Annotated in this window: 17 protein-coding genes and 1 tRNA gene; 11 read left to right on the forward strand and 7 right to left on the reverse strand. The window is 64.9% G+C overall.

The window, feature by feature from the left end; translation table 11 throughout:
- Position 1: 1 nt before the first annotated feature.
- Positions 2-1,177 carry a patatin-like phospholipase family protein gene (locus IEV62_RS09870; RefSeq protein ID WP_188446973.1) on the reverse strand — a complete coding sequence of 392 codons (1,176 nt, stop codon included), beginning with the start codon at positions 1,175-1,177 and terminating at the stop codon, positions 2-4.
- Positions 1,178-1,314: 137 nt separating this feature from the next.
- On the opposite strand from IEV62_RS09870, the gene ypfJ reads away from it, so the two are divergent.
- Both ypfJ and IEV62_RS09880 read left to right on the forward strand, forming a co-directional pair.
- Positions 1,315-2,229 carry a KPN_02809 family neutral zinc metallopeptidase gene (gene ypfJ / locus IEV62_RS09875; protein WP_188446975.1) on the forward strand — a complete coding sequence of 305 codons (915 nt, stop codon included), beginning with the start codon at positions 1,315-1,317 and terminating at the stop codon, positions 2,227-2,229.
- A gap of 124 nt (positions 2,230-2,353) precedes the next feature.
- On the forward strand, positions 2,354-2,584 hold the full coding sequence (locus tag IEV62_RS09880) for a GIY-YIG nuclease family protein (protein WP_308510839.1): 231 nt from the start codon (positions 2,354-2,356) through the stop codon (positions 2,582-2,584).
- A 54-nt stretch (positions 2,585-2,638) separates the two neighbouring features.
- On the opposite strand, the gene IEV62_RS09885 is transcribed toward IEV62_RS09880, so the two are convergent.
- Positions 2,639-3,640, reverse strand: coding sequence for an NADP-dependent oxidoreductase (locus IEV62_RS09885; RefSeq protein ID WP_188446977.1), 1,002 nt, complete (start codon positions 3,638-3,640; stop codon positions 2,639-2,641).
- A 179-nt stretch (positions 3,641-3,819) separates the two neighbouring features.
- Between IEV62_RS09885 and IEV62_RS09890 the strand changes: the two genes are divergently transcribed.
- Positions 3,820-3,895, forward strand: a tRNA-Ala gene (locus tag IEV62_RS09890).
- A gap of 282 nt (positions 3,896-4,177) precedes the next feature.
- Here IEV62_RS09890 and IEV62_RS09895 read toward each other — a convergent pair.
- Positions 4,178-10,117, reverse strand: a complete 5,940-nt coding sequence (locus IEV62_RS09895) for an autotransporter-associated beta strand repeat-containing protein (protein WP_188446979.1) — start codon at positions 10,115-10,117, stop codon at positions 4,178-4,180.
- A 64-nt stretch (positions 10,118-10,181) separates the two neighbouring features.
- Here IEV62_RS09895 and IEV62_RS09900 point away from each other — a divergent pair, with 64 nt between their 5' ends.
- The 5 genes from IEV62_RS09900 to crtI all read left to right on the forward strand — a co-directional run bounded on the left by IEV62_RS09900 (position 10,182) and on the right by crtI (position 14,818).
- Positions 10,182-10,523, forward strand: coding sequence for a hypothetical protein (locus tag IEV62_RS09900; protein WP_188446981.1), 342 nt, complete (start codon positions 10,182-10,184; stop codon positions 10,521-10,523).
- 104 nt (positions 10,524-10,627) lie between these two features.
- Positions 10,628-11,209 (forward strand): LuxR C-terminal-related transcriptional regulator, encoded by a 582-nt coding sequence (locus tag IEV62_RS09905; protein WP_229732997.1) that lies wholly within the window; start codon positions 10,628-10,630, stop codon positions 11,207-11,209.
- Between the two features lie 261 nt (positions 11,210-11,470).
- Positions 11,471-12,241, forward strand: coding sequence for a bacteriorhodopsin-like (locus IEV62_RS09910; protein ID WP_188446985.1), 771 nt, complete (start codon positions 11,471-11,473; stop codon positions 12,239-12,241).
- A 70-nt stretch (positions 12,242-12,311) separates the two neighbouring features.
- Positions 12,312-13,205: a Brp/Blh family beta-carotene 15,15'-dioxygenase gene (locus IEV62_RS09915; RefSeq protein ID WP_229733005.1), complete on the forward strand. Its 894-nt coding sequence runs from the start codon at positions 12,312-12,314 to the stop codon at positions 13,203-13,205.
- Positions 13,202-14,818, forward strand: a complete 1,617-nt coding sequence (gene crtI / locus IEV62_RS09920; RefSeq protein WP_188446989.1) for a phytoene desaturase family protein — start codon at positions 13,202-13,204, stop codon at positions 14,816-14,818. The genes IEV62_RS09915 and crtI overlap by 4 nt, the downstream gene beginning before the upstream one ends.
- A gap of 46 nt (positions 14,819-14,864) precedes the next feature.
- Here the strand turns inward: crtI and IEV62_RS09925 are convergent, their stop codons facing one another.
- Positions 14,865-15,290: a fasciclin domain-containing protein gene (locus IEV62_RS09925; protein ID WP_188446991.1), complete on the reverse strand. Its 426-nt coding sequence runs from the start codon at positions 15,288-15,290 to the stop codon at positions 14,865-14,867.
- A gap of 221 nt (positions 15,291-15,511) precedes the next feature.
- On the opposite strand from IEV62_RS09925, the gene IEV62_RS09930 reads away from it, so the two are divergent.
- The 3 genes from IEV62_RS09930 to IEV62_RS09940 are packed head-to-tail and all read left to right on the forward strand — an operon-like array spanning position 15,512 to position 17,837.
- Complete coding sequence (locus IEV62_RS09930) at positions 15,512-16,360, forward strand: oxygenase MpaB family protein (RefSeq protein WP_188446993.1); 849 nt, start codon at positions 15,512-15,514, stop codon at positions 16,358-16,360.
- Positions 16,357-17,112, forward strand: coding sequence for an NUDIX hydrolase (locus IEV62_RS09935; RefSeq protein WP_188446995.1), 756 nt, complete (start codon positions 16,357-16,359; stop codon positions 17,110-17,112). Before IEV62_RS09930 ends, IEV62_RS09935 begins: the two co-directional genes overlap by 4 nt.
- Complete coding sequence (locus IEV62_RS09940) at positions 17,112-17,837, forward strand: extensin-like domain-containing protein (RefSeq protein WP_188446997.1); 726 nt, start codon at positions 17,112-17,114, stop codon at positions 17,835-17,837. Before IEV62_RS09935 ends, IEV62_RS09940 begins: the two co-directional genes overlap by 1 nt.
- Positions 17,838-17,976: 139 nt before the next feature.
- On the opposite strand, the gene IEV62_RS09945 is transcribed toward IEV62_RS09940, so the two are convergent.
- The 3 genes from IEV62_RS09945 to IEV62_RS09955 all read right to left on the reverse strand — a co-directional run bounded on the left by IEV62_RS09945 (position 17,977) and on the right by IEV62_RS09955 (position 19,886).
- A complete protein-coding gene (locus IEV62_RS09945) occupies positions 17,977-18,531 on the reverse strand; it encodes a hypothetical protein (RefSeq protein ID WP_188446999.1) in 555 nt (184 codons plus the stop codon).
- 217 nt (positions 18,532-18,748) lie between these two features.
- Positions 18,749-19,054, reverse strand: coding sequence for a hypothetical protein (locus IEV62_RS09950; RefSeq protein ID WP_188447001.1), 306 nt, complete (start codon positions 19,052-19,054; stop codon positions 18,749-18,751).
- 55 nt (positions 19,055-19,109) lie between these two features.
- The gene (locus tag IEV62_RS09955; RefSeq protein WP_188447003.1) at positions 19,110-19,886 is read right to left on the reverse strand and encodes a transglutaminase-like domain-containing protein; all 777 of its coding nucleotides are present in this window, start codon (positions 19,884-19,886) and stop codon (positions 19,110-19,112) included.
- Positions 19,887-19,889 lie beyond the last annotated feature (3 nt).

The raw sequence follows: 19,889 nt of genomic DNA on the forward strand, positions 1-19,889 counted from the left end.
GTCAGGGAATATGGAGCGGGGTGGGCTTCACCGTCAGATCGAACGCCGCGCTGGTGCCGGTCTCGATATTGTGCGCCACCAATTGCGCGTTCGCCATCGTCTCGGCGACGGCTTGCTGCCCCGCCTCCCAATGCTCGCGCATCGTGCGCGCGGAAAATTCGAAGTCGCGGCTGCCGCCCTCCCACGCATTGGCGCGGTAGATCAGGTGAACGAGGTTGACCGGATGCTCCTGCGACTGTGCGCGCAAGGCGATCACATCGGGATCGTCCGCAAAGGATTCGGGCAGTTTCGCAATGACCTTGCGCGCGAGCTCGCGATCCTTGCGGATGCGCATGACTTGATCCGACACTTGCCGCGTGCGGCTGGAAAAGCGGATTTCCTTTTCGCGCGCCATCACGTCCATGATCGTGCGCGGGCGTTCGGTCGCGGCCGAGAACAGGTCGATCTGGAAGGCGAGCAGCGCATCGGTCTGATGATCGAGCACATGCGTCAGCGGCGTGTTCGACACGAGACCACCGTCCCACCACAGCCGCCCGTCAATCTCGATCGGCGGCAAGCCCGGCGGCAATGCGCCCGATGCCATGATGTGGCGCGCATCGATCTTGGTCTCGGTCGTGTCGAAATAATGGAAATTGCCGCTTTCGACATCGACCGCGCCAACCGACAACCGCACCGGGCCGTGATTGAGCAAATCCCAGTCGATCAGCGCGTCGAGCGTCGCCTTGAGCGGTGCCGAATCATAGAAGCTCATCGCCTCGGGCGTCCCCGGCACCGCTAACATCGGCGAGATGAAGCGCGGGCTAAAGAACCCCGGCACGCCCGCCGCCAGCACGAACCCGGCCGACCATTCGTGCAGAAATTCGCGCATCTGGTCGTTCATGAAGATCGGGAAGCTCGGCAGCGCCGAGGTCATCTTGTCCCAGAACGCCCCAAGCCGCTCGACCCGGCGCTCGGGCGGGTTGCCCGCGACGATCGCGGCGTTGATCGCCCCGATCGAAATCCCGGCGACCCAGTCGATTTCGATCTCGCTCGCCGCCAGCCCTTCGATCACGCCGGCCTGATACGATCCGAGCGCACCGCCGCCCTGCAACACCAACGCCACGCAATCGGGCAGGGGGAGCGGGGCCGCTGGCCCCTTGGCCAGCCGCTTGCGTTTGGGTGGGATTATATCTGCCATATTGTTCCAATGCCCGTGTTGCGGTGCGGGATCAACGCCGTTCGAGCGCGTTCGGTGCCGCCGGAAAAGGCGGTTGCAACTCTGCGCGCGCCCAAGCATTCACGGTCGGAGCGGTAACGACCCCGGGACATTCGATCATGCGCCTCGACGATTTCGATCCTAACATCAATGTCGAGGATCAGGGCAATCGTGGCGGTGGCGGCGGATTGGGGTTTGGCGGCGGCGGTGGGGGCGGGTTGCTGTTCGGGCTCCTGCCGCTGGTGTTCAGCCGCTTCGGGTGCGGCGGCGTTGCAGTGTTGCTGGCGGTCATGTTCTTTTTCGGCGGCGGGCTTGGCCTGGTCGGCGGCGGCGGCGGGCAAGTCTCCGCCCCGACGCAGCAGAGCCGCTCTGCGACGGCGGGCAGCAAGGATGTCACCGCAATCTGTACGCAGGACGCCGCGCATAAAGCCGCCTGCAACGCCTTCAGTTCCGCCGACAAGACCTGGGCGAAGCTGCTCGGGCCGCGGTTCCAGGCGCCGGGGCTGCGCTTTTACGACCAGAATGGCGTATCGGGCTGCGGTGCCGCACAAAGTGCGATGGGGCCGTTTTACTGCCCGCGCGACCAGAACATTTTTCTCGATACCGCCTTCTTCGACGAACTCGCCAATCGCTTCGGCGCGAAGGGCGATTTCGCGCAGGATTATGTGATCGCGCACGAATTCGGCCATCACATCCAGAATTTGCTCGGCACGTCGGATCAGGTCGCGCAAATCCAGCAGCGCGGCAACGAGGTCGAGGGCAACCGCGCGTCGGTGAAGCTCGAGCTCCAAGCCGATTGCTATGCCGGGGTGTGGGCAGCGCAGAATAAGGACCGGCTCGATCCGGGCGATCTCGAAGAGGGCATGACCGCCGCGCAGGCGATCGGCGACGATACGCTGCAAAAGGAAAGCCAAGGCCGCGTCGTCCCCGACAGCTTCACGCATGGAACCTCAGCCCAGCGCATGGCGTGGCTGCGCAAGGGGATAGAGACCGGGGACCCCAACCAGTGCGACACGTTCTCGGGCGGGATTTAGGGGAGCGCTTCAAGAACGTCTGTCATCCCCGCGAAAGCGGGGACCCATCACCGGACTCTGATCGATGAAGACTTCCCATGTCTACATCCTTGCCAACCGCAAAAATGGCGCGCTGTAGATCGGGGTGACCGGCCACCTCGTCGAGCGCGTCTTCCAGCATCGCGAAGGCCTGATCGAAGGCTTTACCAAGAAATATGGCATCCATCGGCTGGTCCACGCCGAAGCGTTTGACGACGTCGGCCAAGCCATCGCGCGCGAGAATGCCATGAAGAAATGGCGGCGCGCCTGGAAGATCGAACTCATCGAGCGCGACAACCCCGATTGGGACGATCTTTACCTGAAGCTCAACCACTGACCGTTGGTGCTGGGTCCCCGCTTTCGCGGGGATGACAGGCGTAGGGTGGGGGGATCACACCTTGACCAGCATCTTCCCCGTGTTCCCGCCCGTGAACAGCCCAAGGAAAGCCTCTGGCATCGCATCGAGGCCGTCGAACACCGTCTCCGAATTGTGCAATTTGCCCTCGGCGAGCCAGCCGCCCATCACGCGGTAAAATTCCGCGGCGTGGCCGATATGGTCGCTGACCAGCAGCCCGGTCATGCGGATGCGCATCCCGATCAGCCGCGCGAGATAGCGCAGCTCGGTCGGCTTCGCGGAGTTGTAAATGTCGATCATCCCGCAAATCGCAAAGCGCGCATGCATATTGCCCGTCGCCAGCGCGGCATCAAGATGCTCGCCGCCGACATTGTCGAAATAGACGTCGATGCCGTCCTTGCCGATCTCGCCCAGCGCCGTCATCAGCTTCTTCACCAGCGGCCCGTCGCTCTTATAATCGATCACCGCATCGGCACCGAGCGACGTGACCAATGCGCATTTATCGGCCCCGCCGGCGCTGCCGATCACCGTCATCCCGCTCGCCTTGGCGACTTGCACCACGGTCGATCCGACCGCGCCTGCGGCTGCCGATACGAACACGACATCGCCGGGCTTGGCCTCGGCCACGCGCAGCAGGCCGAAATAGGCGGTCATCCCCGGCATGCCGAGCAACCCGAGGAATTGTTGTGGCGGTACGGCCAGATCGGGGAGCTTCTGCACTTGCGTACCAGGCAGCACGGCTTCGTCACGCCAGCCGAGAAAATGCTGCACCATGTCGCCCACCGCAATGCCGTCGGCCTTGCTCTCGATCACTTCGCCGATCGCGCCGCCCTGCATCGGTTCGCCCAGTGCAAACGGCGGAACGTACGATTTCACGTCGTTCATCCGCCCGCGCATATAGGGATCGACCGAGAGCCAGCGATTGGCGACGCGCACTTCACCATCCTGCAAAGCGGCGGCGGGCATTTCGATCAGCGCGAAATCGGTTGCGACGGGCATGCCGTTCGGGCGGGCTTGCAGAGTCCAGGCGCGGGTCATCGGGGGCATCCTCTTTATGATTTTCGAAGGTGGGGTATGCCGATGTTGCCGCATTGGCAATGCCGAATCGCGGCACCCGGCATCGCCAAATCGTTGCCGCGCATGCGCGCGTGTTGCATCCCGAAAAAAGCGCGGCTAAATCTGTGGCTCGGCCTGCTGACGGGGCCAAAGCGTGGTGCGGGGCTGTAGCTCAGATGGGAGAGCGCTGCAATCGCACTGCAGAGGCCAGCGGTTCGATTCCGCTCAGCTCCACCACGCTTATGTCGCCTGAGATCAACGGCTTACGTTATATCCGACAGCGTTCGACTGCCCTCATAACGGGGTGAATCACAACCTTGCGATCGCGGATCCTTTTGTCAAAGCGGCCTGGTTTACGCCGATGCGAGCGACGGAAGGTCGGGCAGCAACGCAGTGCGACACGGCGTGGCGCACTTTAAGTCGGCGGATTTTGCACAAACCGTGCTGTTGTCAGCAAAATGGACGGCCGCGTCGCCGCCGAAATGAGCCTCTAAACCCATTCCGGCGGGGCGCGATCGATCAGAACTTCAGGCTGGCCGAAACCCGTGCGCCGTAATCGCCGAGTTCGCGCGATGCCGATCCGAAACCGCTCGCCCCGATCACCAAGCGCTTGCCGAACCCAACGTTCACACCGCCTTCCGCATCAAGGCTGTCGCGGCCCAAGCGTGCGCCGGCAACGTTGAACGATGCTGCGCCGCCGCCGAACGATACCGAGCGTGTGTCGCCCCCCAGGTCGCCCCAGCCGTGGCGATACGCAACCGAACCGAACGGCTGGATCGACACCGTGACGCTTGCCGCTGTCGTGCCGCCGAACTTGACCCCGACGCTGGTGAAATCGGCATCGCGGGTGCTGCGCGCGACGGTGAGAGCGCCCAGCCCGCCGGTCTCCGTCACGGCATCGCTGCGCGTGCTGGTGAAGTCGTTGCGCAGGAACGGGGTGAGGACAAACGATCCTTCCACGAGATTGTACGAAGCCTCCCCGAACAGCTGGACGCTCCGCGCCTTCGAGATACTTGCCACCGATGCGGCCAGCCCCGTCACGCCAAGCGCACGCGTTACGTTCAGATCGTGCCAGGCATAGCTTCCGCCGACCTGAATCGCGGCGCGGCCACCGTGCCAGCCGATCGTGCCGCCAAGATAGGTGGTCGAAACGCGTGCACTGCTCGTGCGGCTTGCCAGATCGATGCGATCATCGACATAGCCGCCATCGACGCCGAAGCGCCATCCGCCAGTGCCGTAATCGAGCCCGCCGAACGTGCCAGTCTTGTTGCCCTTGAGCCGCGCGAGCCCGGTCTGCGACGCGCTGGTATAGGATTGAATGCCCTGCACCCAGAGCGCAAGACCGTCGCTATCCACCCGGCCGCGCGACAGCGCCGCGTCGGTCATACGGCGCCCGCCATCGATCAGCACGGTCGGCAGCGTCGCGTGGATTTCGCCGGAAAGCTGGTCGAGCGTGATCGGCGCGCTTGTCGTCGTTTGCACCAAGACCCCGTTGTAGACGGCGTTGCCGATGCCGAGCGCTTGCGCGGCATTGGCGACGGCGATCTGGTTTCGCGTGGTGGCCATGGCGGCAAAGGACACGTCGTTGCGACCGAGCGACAATGTCACCGTACCCGTCCCGTATGACAGGAACGGCGACAGATACGCCAGGTTGGACGTGACGCTGCTGAATTTGCCGCTCACCCCGCCGGCCGCCGACAGGATCGTATAGTTGGTGAGGTTGTTGTAGGTGCCCGGCGTCGCGGTTACCGCGACCGTACCGCCATTGATGATGATCGCGCCGGTGGCGTTGACCCGGTCTGCCATGCCGGCCGAATTGGCCTCCACCGCGAAGATCGAGCCTGCAGCGAACGTGACGTTGCCGTTGACGGTCTGCGTGCCGATCGAATTGCCCGGCGCATACGTGCCGCCCGCGCCAATCGTCACCGCGCCGACCGAGCCGGTCCCGCCCAGCGTACCGCCGGAATTGACCGTGACTGGTGACACGATGCTGCCATTGACCGCGAGGCGCCCACTATTGACGGTGGTCGATCCGGTATAGGTGTTGCTGCCGGTAAAATTCACCGATCCGGTGCCGCTCTTGATGAAGGCACCGTTGCCGACGATGCTCCCCGCGAAAGTGGTGTTGGTCGCTTGATTGTCGGTCAGCGATCCGCCCGCGATGTTGATGCTAGCGGTGCTGCTGGCGCCCGCGAGTTCGGCGATGGTCTGCGGCATGCCCGAAAGATCGAGCTGGCCCGAGCCGGCGAGGTCGATCTCCGTCGTCGGTGCGACCGCCGTCGTCAGTTTGATCAACCCGGCGTTGATCGTGGTGACGCCCGTGAAGGCGTAAGCGCTGCCAAAGGTCAGCTTGCCCGCGCCATCCTTCACGATGTTGCCGCTGCCCGTCAGCGAACCGTTGAAGACGTAATCGTCCGAATGGTTGATGTTGAGCGTGCCGTTGTCGACCAGCGAGCCGGTGAAAATCCCGCTCGTGCCGCCATTGCCGATCTGGAAGGTCGCCCCGGCATTGGTCGTGACCGCACCGCCTTGCGTCCCGGTCAGCAGCAGCTTGCCGCTATCGACGACGATGCCGCCGGTGGTGGTGATGCTGTTCGTGCCGTCGAGCGTGCTGGTGCCCACGCCGCTGAACCGCACCACGCCGGTGCCGCTGGTGGTCGTCGCGCCGAAGGTGCTGCCGCCCGAGGTCGCGCTGCTGCGCACGACAAGCGTTCCGTTATCGACAATCGTCGGAGCCGTGATGCCGGTAAGGCCGCTCGCCCCGTTGGTAAGCTCCAGCGCGGCGGCAGTGTTGACGGTCACGCTGTTGAAGGCGCTGCTGCCGGTCGTCGCCGCGGTCCAATAGCCGTTCTGGACGGTCAGGCTGTCGAAGCCGGTGAACGCCGCGATGGTCTGGCTGCTGGCGCCGACATTGCTCGTGCCGCTCAGCATCGCAGCATCGGTCCCGCCGCCGCCCGCGATCGCGCCGGTGACGCTCGATCCGGTCAACAAGGTGACGGTGTCGTTGGTCGCGCCGAGTTGGACCGCAACGCCGTTGCTGCCCGAAATGCCACCAGCATTGCTGAGTGCGGTGGCACCGCTGGCGACGATCCCCGCGCCGCCGGTGCTCGAAATCAGGCCCGCATTGACGATGGTGTTGGAGCTGCCGGTGGTGTTGATGCCGTTCAGGCTGCCCGACACATTTGCCCCGGCAGCGATGTCGACCGCTACCGCGCCCGGCGGATCGATGAACAGGCCATAGCCGTTCGAAGCCGAAATCGTCCCGGTAATAGCGACATGCGCCGCGCCGCCCGTACCATTGGCGACGATGTGAACCGCATCGGCGCCGGCCCCCGTTGCCGTCGCCGACCCGATCGTCGCATTTACCGCGCCGTTGGTGGCCTCAAGATAGATCGTATCGGCACGGCGCAATACGCCATTATAGGTCTGGATCGCGCCGCTGGAGGAGGCGGTGCCGCTGGTGAGCGTTACGCCGTTACCGCCGACGGCATAAATGCCGGCTTGCCCGTCGCCCGCCGCGGTCGCGGTCGTGCTGTTGATAGTGACCGTACCCCCGGCGGTGCCGAACACGCCAATGCCCTGCGCGGCGGTTGCAAGGCCGCTGGTGATCGAAAGATTGCCGGTCGCCGCATGGCCTTCGACCGCATAGGCGCCGTTGCCGGTCGCGCGGGCATTGGTTGACTTGATCGTAACCGTTCCCGCCCCCGTGCCGTTGGCATAGATGGTGGCGAGTTGCGCGCCGGTTGAGGAGGCTGTGTCGCTGGTGATGTTGATCGCCCCGCCACCAACCGCGATGACCGCGCTGGCCCCATCACCTTTGGTCGATGCCGTGCCGCTGTTGATCGTTACCGACCCGTTCGCGGCGCGGCCATAGACCGCCGCCGATCCGGCGCCCGTGGCCGTGGTCGTAGTGGCGTTGATCGTCACGTCGCTGTTCTTAGAAACGCCAGCAACGATGACGCCGCCGGCACCCGTGCCGCTGGCGTTGCCGCTGGTAATGTTCACGGCGCCGCCACCCGAGGCATAGATCGCGCTGGCATATTGGCCGACCGCCGAGGCGTCGGTGCTGTTGATCGTGATCGCGCCGTTGCCGCTGGTCAGAGCGACGATCGCGTCGGATGAAATGCCATTGGCGGACAGCGCGCCCGTTGTGGCGGTGTTGCGCGCCGTAATCGCGATATTCCCGTCGCTGGTCTGCGCAAGGATCCCTTGGCCACCGGCACCCGTGGCGGTCAACGTGCCGCTGTTGATCGTCACGTTGCCGGTCGTCGCGGTGGCGCTGATCGCTGCGGTGTTGGCGGCGCTGCTGGTCAGCCTTGTGCTGCTGATGGTGATCGCACCGGTTGCGCCGCTCGCCCGGAGCGTCGCGAACCCGTCCGACATCGACGATACGATGTTCGACGTGATCGAGATCGTCCCGGCGCCGTTGGCCGTGCCGGAAATTCCGTAACGGCCCGCACCGCCGACCGTGACGCTGTCGCTGGTGATCGCGACGTTGCCGCCGCCGGTCGAATTCGCGTTGATCCCGCCCGCGGCGAAGGTGCCGCTTGGCGCGGTCGTGCCTTCGACCGTCACCGTCTTTGAAACGACGGTGGCATTGCCCGTTGTGGTGACGCCGATACCCGATTCCGCCGCGCCCGTAGCCGCAACGGTGCCGTTGTTGGTCACGCGCCCGTCACCCGTGTTGGCACCCGCAGCGATCGCGGCACTGCTGCCGGTCGAGGTAATCGTCGTACCGGCTGCGGTCGTGATGTCGAAGCTGCCCGCCGTCACACTGATGGTGTTGGTGCCGCCGCGCGAAATGAGATTGCCGGTGGTGTTGATGGTCGTTGCACCGGTGCTGATGCTGCGAATCGCGCGACCCGACGCGTCGATCGCATTTGCATTGATCGTCACCGGGCCGGTTCCGGCCGAGACCAGGATCCCGACCGGGGCCACGCCGCCCGACGGTGCGACGCCCGTCGCCAGGATCGTCCCCGAGCTGTTGATCGTGAGCGCGCTCGTTCCGCTGGTGCCCGCGTCGATGCCGAAGACATTGCCGCCGCTCGACGTGATCGAGCCGCTGGCGATGGTCAGCGCGCCGGTGCTGCGCGCAACGATACCGCCAGCATTGGTCGTGCTCGCATTCGGCGCGACGACAATCGTGCCGCTGGTAATGTCGAGCGTCGCGGACGACACTGCATTGATGCCGCGCAGCGCGCCCGAAATGCCGGTGCTGGCGATCGTCGTCGCGCCGCCATTGGTGTCAATGCCGGTGCCGCCGCCGGTCGTGATCTGGTTGCTCGTGATGCCGATCGTGCCGGTCGTTCCGGTCACCGCAATGCCGCGCGCGCCGGCGCCGGTCGCGCTGATCGTGCCGCTCTTTATGATGGTGTTGCCGGTCATCGACGTGCCGTTGGTGCCGCCATTGGTGTTGACCGGGCTGACGACGATGCCGTCGGCGTTCGCGCCGGTCGTCGTGATCGCGCCGCTGGTGACATCGACCGAGCCTGTCGTGGGAACCGAATTGGAGACTTGCGCGGCCGGGCTGACGCGAATGCCGGTCGCTCCGACGCCCGCGGTCGTGATCGTCGTGCTCTTGACGACATTATTGCCGACCGCGCTGCTGTAGATCGCGGCGGCATAATCGCCCTTGGTCGTCACGGTGCCGCTGGTGATCGAGCCGTTGGCGTTGGCGTATTCGATGTCGAGGCCGAGTTGGCCATAGCCCTCGGTGCTGGCATTGACCGAGTTGATCGTCGCGTCGCCGACTCGCGACTGGACGAAGATTGCCGCACCCTGGTTCCCGTTGGTGCCGGTCAGCGTTGCGGTGCCGCTGTTGACGATCACCGTGCTGCCCTGGCCGATGATGGCGTTTGGTTGCGTCGGACCGCTGGCGGTCGCGAAATTGCTGTTGATCGTGGTCAAGCCGCCGTTGAAAGACGTGAAGATCCCGCGCAGGCCACCAACCGTCTGATCCGCGTTGATCGTCACGTCGCCGCCCGCGCTGCTCTGCGCCAGGATGCCGATGCTGCCGGTGCTGGTGTTCGTCACCGTGCCGCTGTTGATCAGGATCGCACCGCTCGTCGTCCGCGCGTCGATCGCATAGGTGCGCCCCGGGCCGGTCGCGGTCACCGTGCCACTGGTGATTGTCACCTTGCCGGTGCCGGTGTTGTTGGCAGCGATGCCCGCGCCGCTCGGCGTGCCGACGGGGGGCGGGTTGGTGGCTGGATTGTCGACCGTGACGGTCTTGGTATCGATAGTGATATCACCGGTCGGCACCGTGACATCGATTGTGCGAGGGCCGCCGGAAACGGTATCGGTCCGCGTGAGCGAATAGGGTCCGGGGCCGGAATAGACGACATTCTGCGCAACCGCAGCGGAACCGGCCAACGTGCTGCCCAACGCCGTGCCGACCAGCATCAGCGAACGGACAGCGTGAAGCGGACGCAGGGCCGCGCCGGTGGAGTTCGATTGCATGCTGATTCCCCTATGCTGTCCCATGTCTCGCTAAAGGACGAGAATCACGGATCTTTTATGGCGTGTGCTGTACGCGGCGAAGAGCGCGTTGCGCGACTGTTATTTCTTACAAATTCGGAAAAAACCGGGCGTTTACATGACTCAGTCCGACACGGCGGTGCTCGCGACGGTGCGCCCGCCTCAATCCGGCAGGCGGCTCGAGCGGACCCTCGGTGAAAACGCTTATCCGCTGCACGTGCTGCAGATGCCGGACTTAACCGCGCTGATCCTGGCGACTCAGCGATTCGCGCCCGACTTGATCGATCGCGCTGCGCCATGGCTTGGCATCGTCGCGCTCGCGGCTTTTTCAGCGGAATGTTGGATCATGGGAACGCGGTGGGCGCGGCGGCTCGGGGGCCTGCATTAAATCAAGTGCCATCTCAGATCGCTACCGGTATGGTAGCAGGATGGACGGGACGAACAACTAAGATGGTGGCCGGAGCCGATCTCGTAACCGTCGACAATCGACACATGCGACTCGTCACCGACAGCCCGATTCCATCGGTGATCAGCGATCCGCGGCTGCCCGACAATCCGATCGTTGCCTGCAACGCGCCTTTCTGCGATTTGACCGGCTATCCGCCCGAGGAAGTGGTCGGCCGCAACTGCCGTTTCCTTTCGGGCCCGGCGACCGAGCCGTGGCTGACCGAGGAAATCCGCCGCGGCGTACGCGAACATCGGCCGGTGCTGGTCGAAATCCTGAACTATAAGCGCAGCGGCCAGCCCTTTCGCAACGCCGTCCTCGTTGCGCCGATTTATGACGAGCATGACGCGCTGCTGTATTTCCTCGGCTCGCAGCTTGAAATCGACGTCAATGCCGCATCACCCTCGAGCATGCGCCGGATTCGCGCCGCTGAAATGGTCAAGGCGCTCTCGCTGCGCCAGGCGCAAGTGCTCAAGCTGGTGGCCAATGGCTTGCTCAACAAGCAAATCGCGGCCGAACTCGATCTTGCTGAAAAGACCGTCAAGATGCACCGCGCAATCCTGATGAACCGCTTGGGGTTGCATACCACGGCGGACCTGATCCGACTTGCGGTCGAAGCTGGGTTCTAAACGGAACGCGGCGCGCGATACGGCATAAGGTCTGTATCGCCGGACCAGCGATCACCGCCTATCCCATCATTGTCGTCACAGCGGCAGTTCTACACGTCACCCGCCATTTGACGTGTCGCTCGGCAATCCCTTCGGCCAACAATGCCGTTGTGACGACGCAATTGGGGGGCCCCAAGATCGTCGACGATAACGATTGACCGCGCTCCCGCATCCTTCCTGCCCGGCGCGTCCGCGCTGCGCACCCTTGCGACGGAGACTTCAATGGACATCGTTACACCCTTTCAGTTTGCCCTGGTTTACAATGCCTTCTCCTTCACCTTCGCCACGATGGCGGCGGCGACGTTGTTCCTGTGGCTGAGCCGCTCGCAAGTATCCTCGGCCTATCGCACCGCGCTCACGATCTCCGGGCTCGTCACTGCCATCGCCGCCTACCATTACCTTCGCATCTTCGAGAGCTGGAACGCAGCCTTCACGTTCAAGGACGGCATCGTCACCGCGACGGGTTTCGCGTTCAACGACGCATATCGCTACGTCGACTGGCTGCTGACGGTGCCGTTGCTGCTGATCGAGCTGATTTTGGTCATGCGCTTGTCGCGTGAGGAAACCATGTCGAAGTCGGTTCGCCTCGGTTCGGCCGCCGCCTTGATGATCGTGCTCGGCTATCCCGGCGAAATCGCACCCGACATCGCCACCCGCGCCGTGTGGGGCACGCTCTCGGCGATCCCGTTCGTCTATATCGTCTGGGAATTGTTCCGCGGTCTCGGCGACTCGATCAAGCAGCAGCCCGCCAACGCGCAGAACCTGGTGCGTAAGGCCCGCTTGCTGACCTTCGCATCGTGGGGCTTTTACCCGATCGTCTACATGGCACCGTATGTCGGCCTGACCGGCGGCACCGCCACGACGACGATCCAGATCGGCTACACGATTGCCGACATTCTCGCCAAGGCCGGACTCGGCGTGCTGATCTTCCTGATCGCGGTCCGGAAGTCCGAAGCCGAAGCCGAGAGCGGCCACAAGGCCGACGCCGCCTGAACTGATGCACGCAACCGCGTCATCACCTACGGTACCAAATCGTCACGCTCCGATGGAGCGGGGCGATTTGGTGCATCGGTCCTACTGGGTGGCGGCCGCCGCGCTGTCGCTCGCGATCGTGGCCGCGATCCCGCTCGGGCAACCGGCGGCGGTCGCCGTTGCCACGATCGTTTTTATCGGCGGCGGATTGCCGCACGGTGCCTATGATATCGCGCTGCTGCGCCGCACCATCACACTCGGTCGCGCGCAACTGGCGCTGGCGGTCGCAGGCTATCTGGTGGTCGCGGTCGGCATGGCGGCCTTGTGGATGACGCTGCCGCTCGTCGCGCTGATCCTGTTTCTCGCGGTCGCCGCCGTGCATTTCGGCGAAGACTGGCAGATGCTCGACGAGCCGTTGTTGCGTGTGGCGGCAGGGGCTGCGGTAATCGCCGCGCCGACGCTCGGGCATCCCGCCGACGTGGCGCGCTTGTTCGTCGCGCTGAGCGATGACCGCGCCGTGTTGCTCACCCAACTCGTAACCGCCGCCGCGCCGGTCACGCTGCTGGTAACCTCGGTCGGCATCGCGATTGCGTGGAAAGATGGTAGTCGGCAATGGGCGGCGGCGATGGCGGTGTGTCTCGTCTTGCTGGTCGTCGCGCCGCCGGTCGCCGGCTTCGCCTTGTTCTTCGTCTTTCTCCATTCGCCGCGCCATCTCCGGCAAACGCGCGCCCAGCTCGGGCCGATGCCGCGCCTGCGCTGGCTTGCGACGGGCGTGGGCGTGTCGGGCGCGGCGATCCTTGGCTGGAGCGCGCTGCAATGGCTGGCCCCGAGCGCCGTCGATCCCAATTTGACGGTTCAGGCGTTTCGGTTACTGGCAGCGGTTGCGGTCCCGCATCTGCTCTTGTCGCGCTGGGTGGAGCGGCGGCTGGCATCGAACCATCAACACCGGCGCGGCAGCGCCCTATCAGGAACAGGTTCGTTATGACTCGCCAGACTGCCATCGTCATCGGCTCCGGGATTGGCGGCATCGCCTGTGCGATGCGCCTGCAGAGCCTCGGTTTCGATACCCGGATCGTCGAACAGCTCGATGCGCCGGGCGGTCGCGCCTATGTCCGCCGCGCCGAGGGGTTCGTCTTCGACATGGGGCCGACCGTGCTGACCGTGCCGCATTTCATCGAAGAACTGTTCTCGCTCGAACGCGACGCCGCAATGCTCGGCCTGCCCGATTTTCCGGCGGCCATGCTCACCCAGGACCGGATCCTGTCGGGCAATAGCGGCGGGCCCAACACCAGCCGCTATCTCGACATCGTGCCGGTGCTGCCTTTCTACCGCATCTATTTCGATGATGGCACGTTTTTCGATTACGATGCCGATCCGGTCAACGTCCGCGCGCAGATCGCGCAGCTCGCGCCCGAGGATCTGGAGGGGTACGAACGCTTCCACGAAGCGGCGCGCGCGATCTTCCAGCGCGGCTTCCTCGAACTCGGCTATACCTATTTCGGCAGCCTCGGCTCGATGCTCGGCGTCGTGCCCGATTTGCTCAAATTGGGCGCGGTACAGCCGCTGTTTTCGCTGATCAGCAAATATTTCAAAAGCGACAAGATGCGCCAGGTGTTCAGCTTCGAACCGCTGCTGATCGGCGGCAACCCGCTGAAGGTGCCCGCCATCTATGCGATGATCCACTTCGTCGAAAAGACCTGGGGCGTGCATTTCGCGATGGGCGGGACCGGTGCGCTGGTCAGCGCGATGCTCCGCAAGTTCGAGGAATTGGGCGGCACGCTGCAGCTGAACGCCAAGGTCGAGCGGATCGAGGTCGAGAAGCGCGGGCGTAAGCGCGTCGCCACCGGCGTAACGCTCGCCTCGCGCGAGATGATCGCGGCCGATGTCGTCGTCTCGAACGGCGATTACGCGACCACCTATCTCAAGCTGATCGACAAGGCGCACCGCAAGATCAACCGCGACGCCGTGGTCAAGTTCCGCAAGCAAAGCATGTCGCTGATGGTGATCTATTTCGGCTATCAGATGCGCGACGGTGACCCCGATTTGCGCCACCACAACATCATCCTTGGGCCGCGCTACGAGGAATTGCTGACCGACATTTTCGAACGCAAGATCCTCGCTGAGGATTTCTCGCAATATCTCCATATCCCGACGATCACCGACCCGAGCCTTGCCCCGCCGGGGCATCACGCCGCCTATACGCTGATCCCGGTGCCCAACACGCTGGGCGATGTCGATTGGGACGTGGTCGGCGATCGGTTCGCCGACACCGTCATGCAGTTCCTCGAAGATCGTGGCTACATCCCGAATCTGGCCGAACGGCTGGTCTATCGCAGCTTCGTCACGCCGAAATATTTTGAGGAGGTGCTGGGGTCCTATGCCGGCAATGGCTTCGGGGTCGAGCCACGCCTGACGCAGACGGCGTTCTTCCGCCCGCACAATCGCAGCGAAGACATCACGGGTCTGTATCTGGTGGGGCAGGGGACTCAGCCCGGCGGCGGCACGCCCTCGGTGATGATGTCCGCCAAGATGACCGCACGCGAAATCGCGCGCGATTATGCGATCGACCCGAAGGTCGTGAACGGCGTCCCGGCATAAAAAAGGGGCCGGGGGCATTGCTGCCCCCGGCCCCCTGTTTCGGCCGTTAGCCCTTGGGCAGCAGCACGGCGTCGATCACGTGGATCACGCCATTGGTGCAGGCGATATCGGCGGTCACAACCTTGGCGCCGTCGACGGTTACGCCGTCCGTGCCATCGACGTGGACCGTCGCACCACCGGCAGTGGCTGCGTCCATGACCTGACCGGTCACGTCTGCTGCCATCACCTTGCCGGGAAGGACGTGCAGCAGCAGGATTGCGGTCAGCTTGTCCTTATTCTCGGGCTTGACCAGCTCTTCGACCGTGCCGGCCGGGAGCGCTGCGAAGGCGCCGTCGGTCGGTGCGAAGACGGTGAACGGGCCATCGCCCTTGAGCGTATCGACCAGGCCGGCTGCAGTGACGGCGGCGACGAGGGTGGTGAACGCGCCGGCGGCAACGGCCGTGTCGACGATGTCGTGTACGGTGTCGGTCATGATAATTCCTTCGGGTGGCGCAGGTCTCAGGAGCGGACGAATGCCCCGATCTTTGCACCTTTGGGGGGAAGTGCGGGCGTCACGATCCCGCGCGAAAATGCCTGCCAGCCATGTGCCATTCGCTCAATACGGCCTTTGGGGCACCTTGTACCGCGCGGGTGCGAAGGCGACTTTCGACGGGAACTCTATCGCCGCCTCAAACCTTCAGGCACATGCCCATAATGTCCGCCGCCACCCGTCTTGCCCGCCCGCTCAAGGGGCTCATCGTCGGGCAAGTCCGCGCGCTGTTCAACGATGCCGCGCGCGGGGAGACGCCGGTGCAGCGCCGTCCCGATGCGCTGTTCCCGCCCAATTCGGTGGCGTGGCGCGTGCATGGCGACGTGACCTCGATGCTCGTCGGCGGGATTGCCGCGTTGCTGCTGCAAATGCTCCACCCCAAGGTGCTGGCCGGGGTGTGGGACCATTCGGGTTTCCGCGACGACATGCAGGGGCGGCTGCGGCGCACCGCGCGCTTCATCGCGGTCACCACCTTCGGCGCGCCCGATGATGCGCGCCGCATCCTCGCCAAGGTGCGGCAGATTCACGATCATATCGGCGGCACCTTGCCCGATGGCACCGACTATCGCGCGAGCGACCCGGCGTTGCTCGCCTGGGTCCATGTCTGCGAAGTGCTGAGCTTCCTCGATGGTTGGATCCGCTATGGCGAACCCGGCATGAGCCGCGCCGATCAGGACCGCTACGTCGCCGAAATGGCGCGGATCGCCGAACCGCTTGGGGTCGATCCAATCCCGCACACGCGGGCGGAGGCTGAGGCGATCATGACTGCGATGCGCGGCGAGCTCATTGTCGATGCGCGCACGCGCGATGTGGCGCAGGTGCTGCTCAATCAGCCCGCGCCCTCGCTGGCGGCCGGGCCGTTTCAGACAATCACGCTGCAAGCCGGGGTCGATCTGCTCCCGCCTTGGGCGCGGACGATGCATGGCCTCACGCAACCGGGCGTCGGGCTGCCGCTGCTGCGTGCCGGAACCTTCGGCGTCGCCAAAACCTTGCGTTGGGCTTTTCGACCATGAGCGATACAATTGCCGAGGCGATTCCCGCCGCAACGCTGGTGCTGTTCCGCGAACGCGGCGGCGTGCCCGAACTGCTCTTTGTCGAACGCTCCAAGGCGATGGTCTTTGCCGGTGGGGCTTTGGTCTTTCCCGGCGGGCGGATCGACCCGGGCGACCGCGCGCTCGCGCTCGAACTCGGAGGCGACCCTGACGATATGGCCGCACGCATCGGCGCAATCCGCGAGACGATCGAGGAAGTCGGCGTCGGCGTCGGCCTGTCCGACATGGCACCGGAGACCTTGGCAAAGCTGCGCGCCGGGCTCCATCGCGGCGAGGCGATCGGCGCAGTGCTGGACGCCTTGGCGCTCACGCTCGATCCGGCCGCGCTGACCGCGTTTGCGCGCTGGCTCCCGGCGCACGCCCATATGCGGATCTTCGACACGCGCTTCTATCTCGCGCAGCTCCCCGCCGATGCGCCGGAGCCAGTGGTCGACGATACCGAAAACGTCCGCGTCTTCTGGTCGACCGCACAAGGCGTGCTCGATGACGCCGATGCCGGACGCGTGCGCATCATCTTCCCGACGCGGCGCAATCTCGAACGCCTCGCACAATTCCCTAGCTTTGGCGCCGCCGCTGCCCATGCCGCATCGTACGAAATTCGTGCCGTAACGCCCTGGATCGAGGCCCGCGACGGGGCCGACCATCTTTGCATCCCGGACGATCTTGGCTATCCCGTGACGTCGGAGGCGATCAGCGCGGCGCAGCGCGGTTGATGCGCACGCTGCGACAAGCGGTGGCGGCGATGCTCGTCGCGGCGGTCCTGCTCGTCCTCGTCCTCACCGCAATCGCCGGCGCGCGGCAGCATCCGCAGGATGTGCCCTGGACCAAGCTCGATCTCGGCGATCCGGTGGGGATGTTCACCGCGCGCAAGCTGACGGCGCTCACCAGCGATCTTCCGCAATGCCGTGCGCTGCTCGGTCGCGCCGGGGTGCGCTATGCGCTGCTCCCGCCGGTGCAGGAGGGGCGCTGCGGCTATGCCGACGGCGTTACCTTCCGGTCGGGCGGTGCGCGCCGCGCGGTGTACCGGCCCACGCTCGGCACGTCCTGTGCGGTCGCGGCCAGCCTCGCGCTGTGGGAATGGCAGACGGTCCAGCCCGAAGCGCGCACCTTGCTCGGCAGCCCGGTCGTCGGGATCGATCATCTCGGCAGCTATAATTGCCGTCGGATCGGCAGCGGGGAGGGGGGCAATTGGAGCGAGCATGCCACCGCCGATGCGGTCGATATCGCCGGTTTCGTGCTCGCCGACGGGCGCCGGATCAGCGTGCTGGAGGATTGGCGCGGTACTGGCCCCGAAGCGACCTTCCTCCACCGTGTGCGCAATGGCGCGTGCCGGTTGTTCGCGACGACGCTTTCGCCCGATTACAACGCCGCGCACGCCAACCATTTCCATCTCGATCAGGCGACGCGCGGCGGGATGGGGTGGACGGTGTGCCGGTAGGTTATGCGCTTGCCGTCACCTTGGCCTTGAGCCGGGGCCTATGCCGCCACGAGCGCTCGGCAAAATCAGGAGGGTACGCTCGCTGCACGATGGGCCCTGGCTCAAGGCCGGGGTGACGGATATTGTTAGAAATGTGCGCTCAATTCGGCAGCGCGGTCGCCTCGACCTTTTCCACCCATTTCGGGAAGAAAGCCGGTTGCCGGTTCGACCAGCCCGACGCCGTCGCCGCCGCTTCGCTGATCGACTGGAGCAGCTTGCGCCGCAGATCGGGGTGGAGATGCGGCAGCGCCGCCGCCGAGCAGAACGCGGCGGGCAACCACGGCCGCACTTCGGCCCCGACCAGGCGCTCGTACAAAAAGCGATAGGCCGAGAAGGTCGTGAGCCGACCTTGCCCCAAATCGAACGCGGTCACCGTCATCAATGGTGCCAGGAAGGGTTCGACCGCGTCGAGCCCGCTATCGTCGGGGATCATTTCGCGGATCGCGGGGAGGCGGGCGTAGAGCTTGGCTTGCGCGCGGATGCTCGCGGCTTCGACCACATCGCGCGACCAGCGCGTCATCGCATCCTCGCGGTCGAGCCCGATGTCGAGCGAGCGGCGGACATAACGCTGCGTGGCCGAGGAGAAGGTCGCGAATTCCTTCATTTCGGCCAGGGTCATCGCGCCATTGGCCGGTTTTTTCATCCGAGCAGCCATACATCACCCCGCCGTTAAAGTGCCATCCGGGGATGATGCGCCTCCACGCGTTGCTTAATGGTTAACGCCGTCTCGCCCGATGTTAACCAAGCGACCATAAAACGTGCTGCGACGCAATATCTGTCGCGAGAAATCGACGGGTACCTTGCAAAAATGCCGCAAGGTGCGGCGATTGCGCAACGTTTTCACGCCGCGCAATCGGGCTGGCTGGGAATCATTACCTACGATCGGCCTGGATCGCCGCTTCCGCATCGGGGTCGAAGCCCGAGGATTTGGCTGGCGGCCCACTGTCGCCGGGCTGCGTGGTCGATGCCGGATCAGACGCGTCCATCGATTCGTCGAGCGCAGTGTCGAGCGCTGCATCCGGGCTCGCCGGATCGCGTGCTAATCGCTTGGCGATCGATTCGTCCTGTCCGGCATTCTGGCGCGGGTCATGGATCGGCTTATCCTCATCCGGGCTGCCGGGCGCGACCGAGAGGCTGTCCAATGCCGCCTGGTCGATCACTTTGCTATCGTCGGTCATTATCGCTCTCCTGTCCGTGACGGATGCAAAACGACCAAGCGCGGGGGGTGTTCCCTCAGAGCGGCGTGACCGACACCGTCTGTTGGTTGAGTGTCGCGCCGCCGAACACCGTCATGAACGCGATATCGGTCGCATCGCGCCCGACCGCGACGCGCACCAGATTGCCGCACGATGCCATCCGTGTCGCATCGACCAAATGCCAGCCCCCGCCGATCCACAATTCGGCGACCGCGTGGAAATCGGGCGGGTCGACGCCGGGCGCATAGGCCGAAACACACCGCGCCGGGATGCCGCCCGCGCGCGCAAGTGCCACCAGCAAATGCGCATAATCGCGGCACACCCCGCGCCGTTCGGCAAAGGTCATCAGCGCGGTGGTGGTGCCGCTCGATGCGCCCGACGCGTAGGTCAGATGCTCCGCCACCCACGCGGTCAGCGCGGTGGCGAGCGGCCCCGCCGCCAGCCCGCCGAATTCCTGCGTGACAAACCCTTCGAGCCGATCGGACTCGCAATAGCGGCTCGGCAGCAGATACGGGATCGTCTCGGGCGGCATCAGCCGGATCGGGGTGTCGCCGAGGCTGGAAAAGTCGACGGGCGTGCGCAGGATCTCGACCACGGCCTTATACTCGGCGCGGAACGCCCCCTTGCCGCGTGCCCAGCAGCGCTGGCCGATGCCGTCCTCGCCCGGCACGGCGCGCAACGGCTCGGGCGAATAGACGCGCAAATCCTGCAGTTCGAGCCGCTGATCGGCACCCTTGGCCGCTTCGATCAGCAACAGCACATCGGCTTCGCCATCGATCGTATAGTCGAGCATCACATCGATCGAGAGGCGCATTAC

The sequence above is a fragment of the Sphingomonas psychrolutea genome (assembly GCF_014636175.1).
In the GTDB taxonomy this organism is placed as follows: Bacteria; Pseudomonadota; Alphaproteobacteria; order Sphingomonadales; family Sphingomonadaceae; genus Sphingomonas; species Sphingomonas psychrolutea.

Coding starts and splice junctions, on each gene's coding strand:
- IEV62_RS09870 (WP_188446973.1), bottom strand. CDS start 1,177: ATGGCAGATATAATCCCACCCAAACGCAAGCGGCTGGCCAAGGGGCCA.
- ypfJ (WP_188446975.1), top strand. CDS start 1,315: ATGCGCCTCGACGATTTCGATCCTAACATCAATGTCGAGGATCAGGGC.
- IEV62_RS09885 (WP_188446977.1), bottom strand. CDS start 3,640: ATGACCCGCGCCTGGACTCTGCAAGCCCGCCCGAACGGCATGCCCGTC.
- IEV62_RS09895 (WP_188446979.1), bottom strand. CDS start 10,117: ATGCAATCGAACTCCACCGGCGCGGCCCTGCGTCCGCTTCACGCTGTC.
- IEV62_RS09905 (WP_229732997.1), top strand. CDS start 10,628: ATGCGACTCGTCACCGACAGCCCGATTCCATCGGTGATCAGCGATCCG.
- IEV62_RS09910 (WP_188446985.1), top strand. CDS start 11,471: ATGGACATCGTTACACCCTTTCAGTTTGCCCTGGTTTACAATGCCTTC.
- crtI (WP_188446989.1), top strand. CDS start 13,202: ATGACTCGCCAGACTGCCATCGTCATCGGCTCCGGGATTGGCGGCATC.
- IEV62_RS09925 (WP_188446991.1), bottom strand. CDS start 15,290: ATGACCGACACCGTACACGACATCGTCGACACGGCCGTTGCCGCCGGC.
- IEV62_RS09930 (WP_188446993.1), top strand. CDS start 15,512: ATGTCCGCCGCCACCCGTCTTGCCCGCCCGCTCAAGGGGCTCATCGTC.
- IEV62_RS09935 (WP_188446995.1), top strand. CDS start 16,357: ATGAGCGATACAATTGCCGAGGCGATTCCCGCCGCAACGCTGGTGCTG.
- IEV62_RS09940 (WP_188446997.1), top strand. CDS start 17,112: ATGCGCACGCTGCGACAAGCGGTGGCGGCGATGCTCGTCGCGGCGGTC.
- IEV62_RS09945 (WP_188446999.1), bottom strand. CDS start 18,531: ATGGCTGCTCGGATGAAAAAACCGGCCAATGGCGCGATGACCCTGGCC.
- IEV62_RS09950 (WP_188447001.1), bottom strand. CDS start 19,054: ATGACCGACGATAGCAAAGTGATCGACCAGGCGGCATTGGACAGCCTC.
- IEV62_RS09955 (WP_188447003.1), bottom strand. CDS start 19,886: ATGCGCCTCTCGATCGATGTGATGCTCGACTATACGATCGATGGCGAA.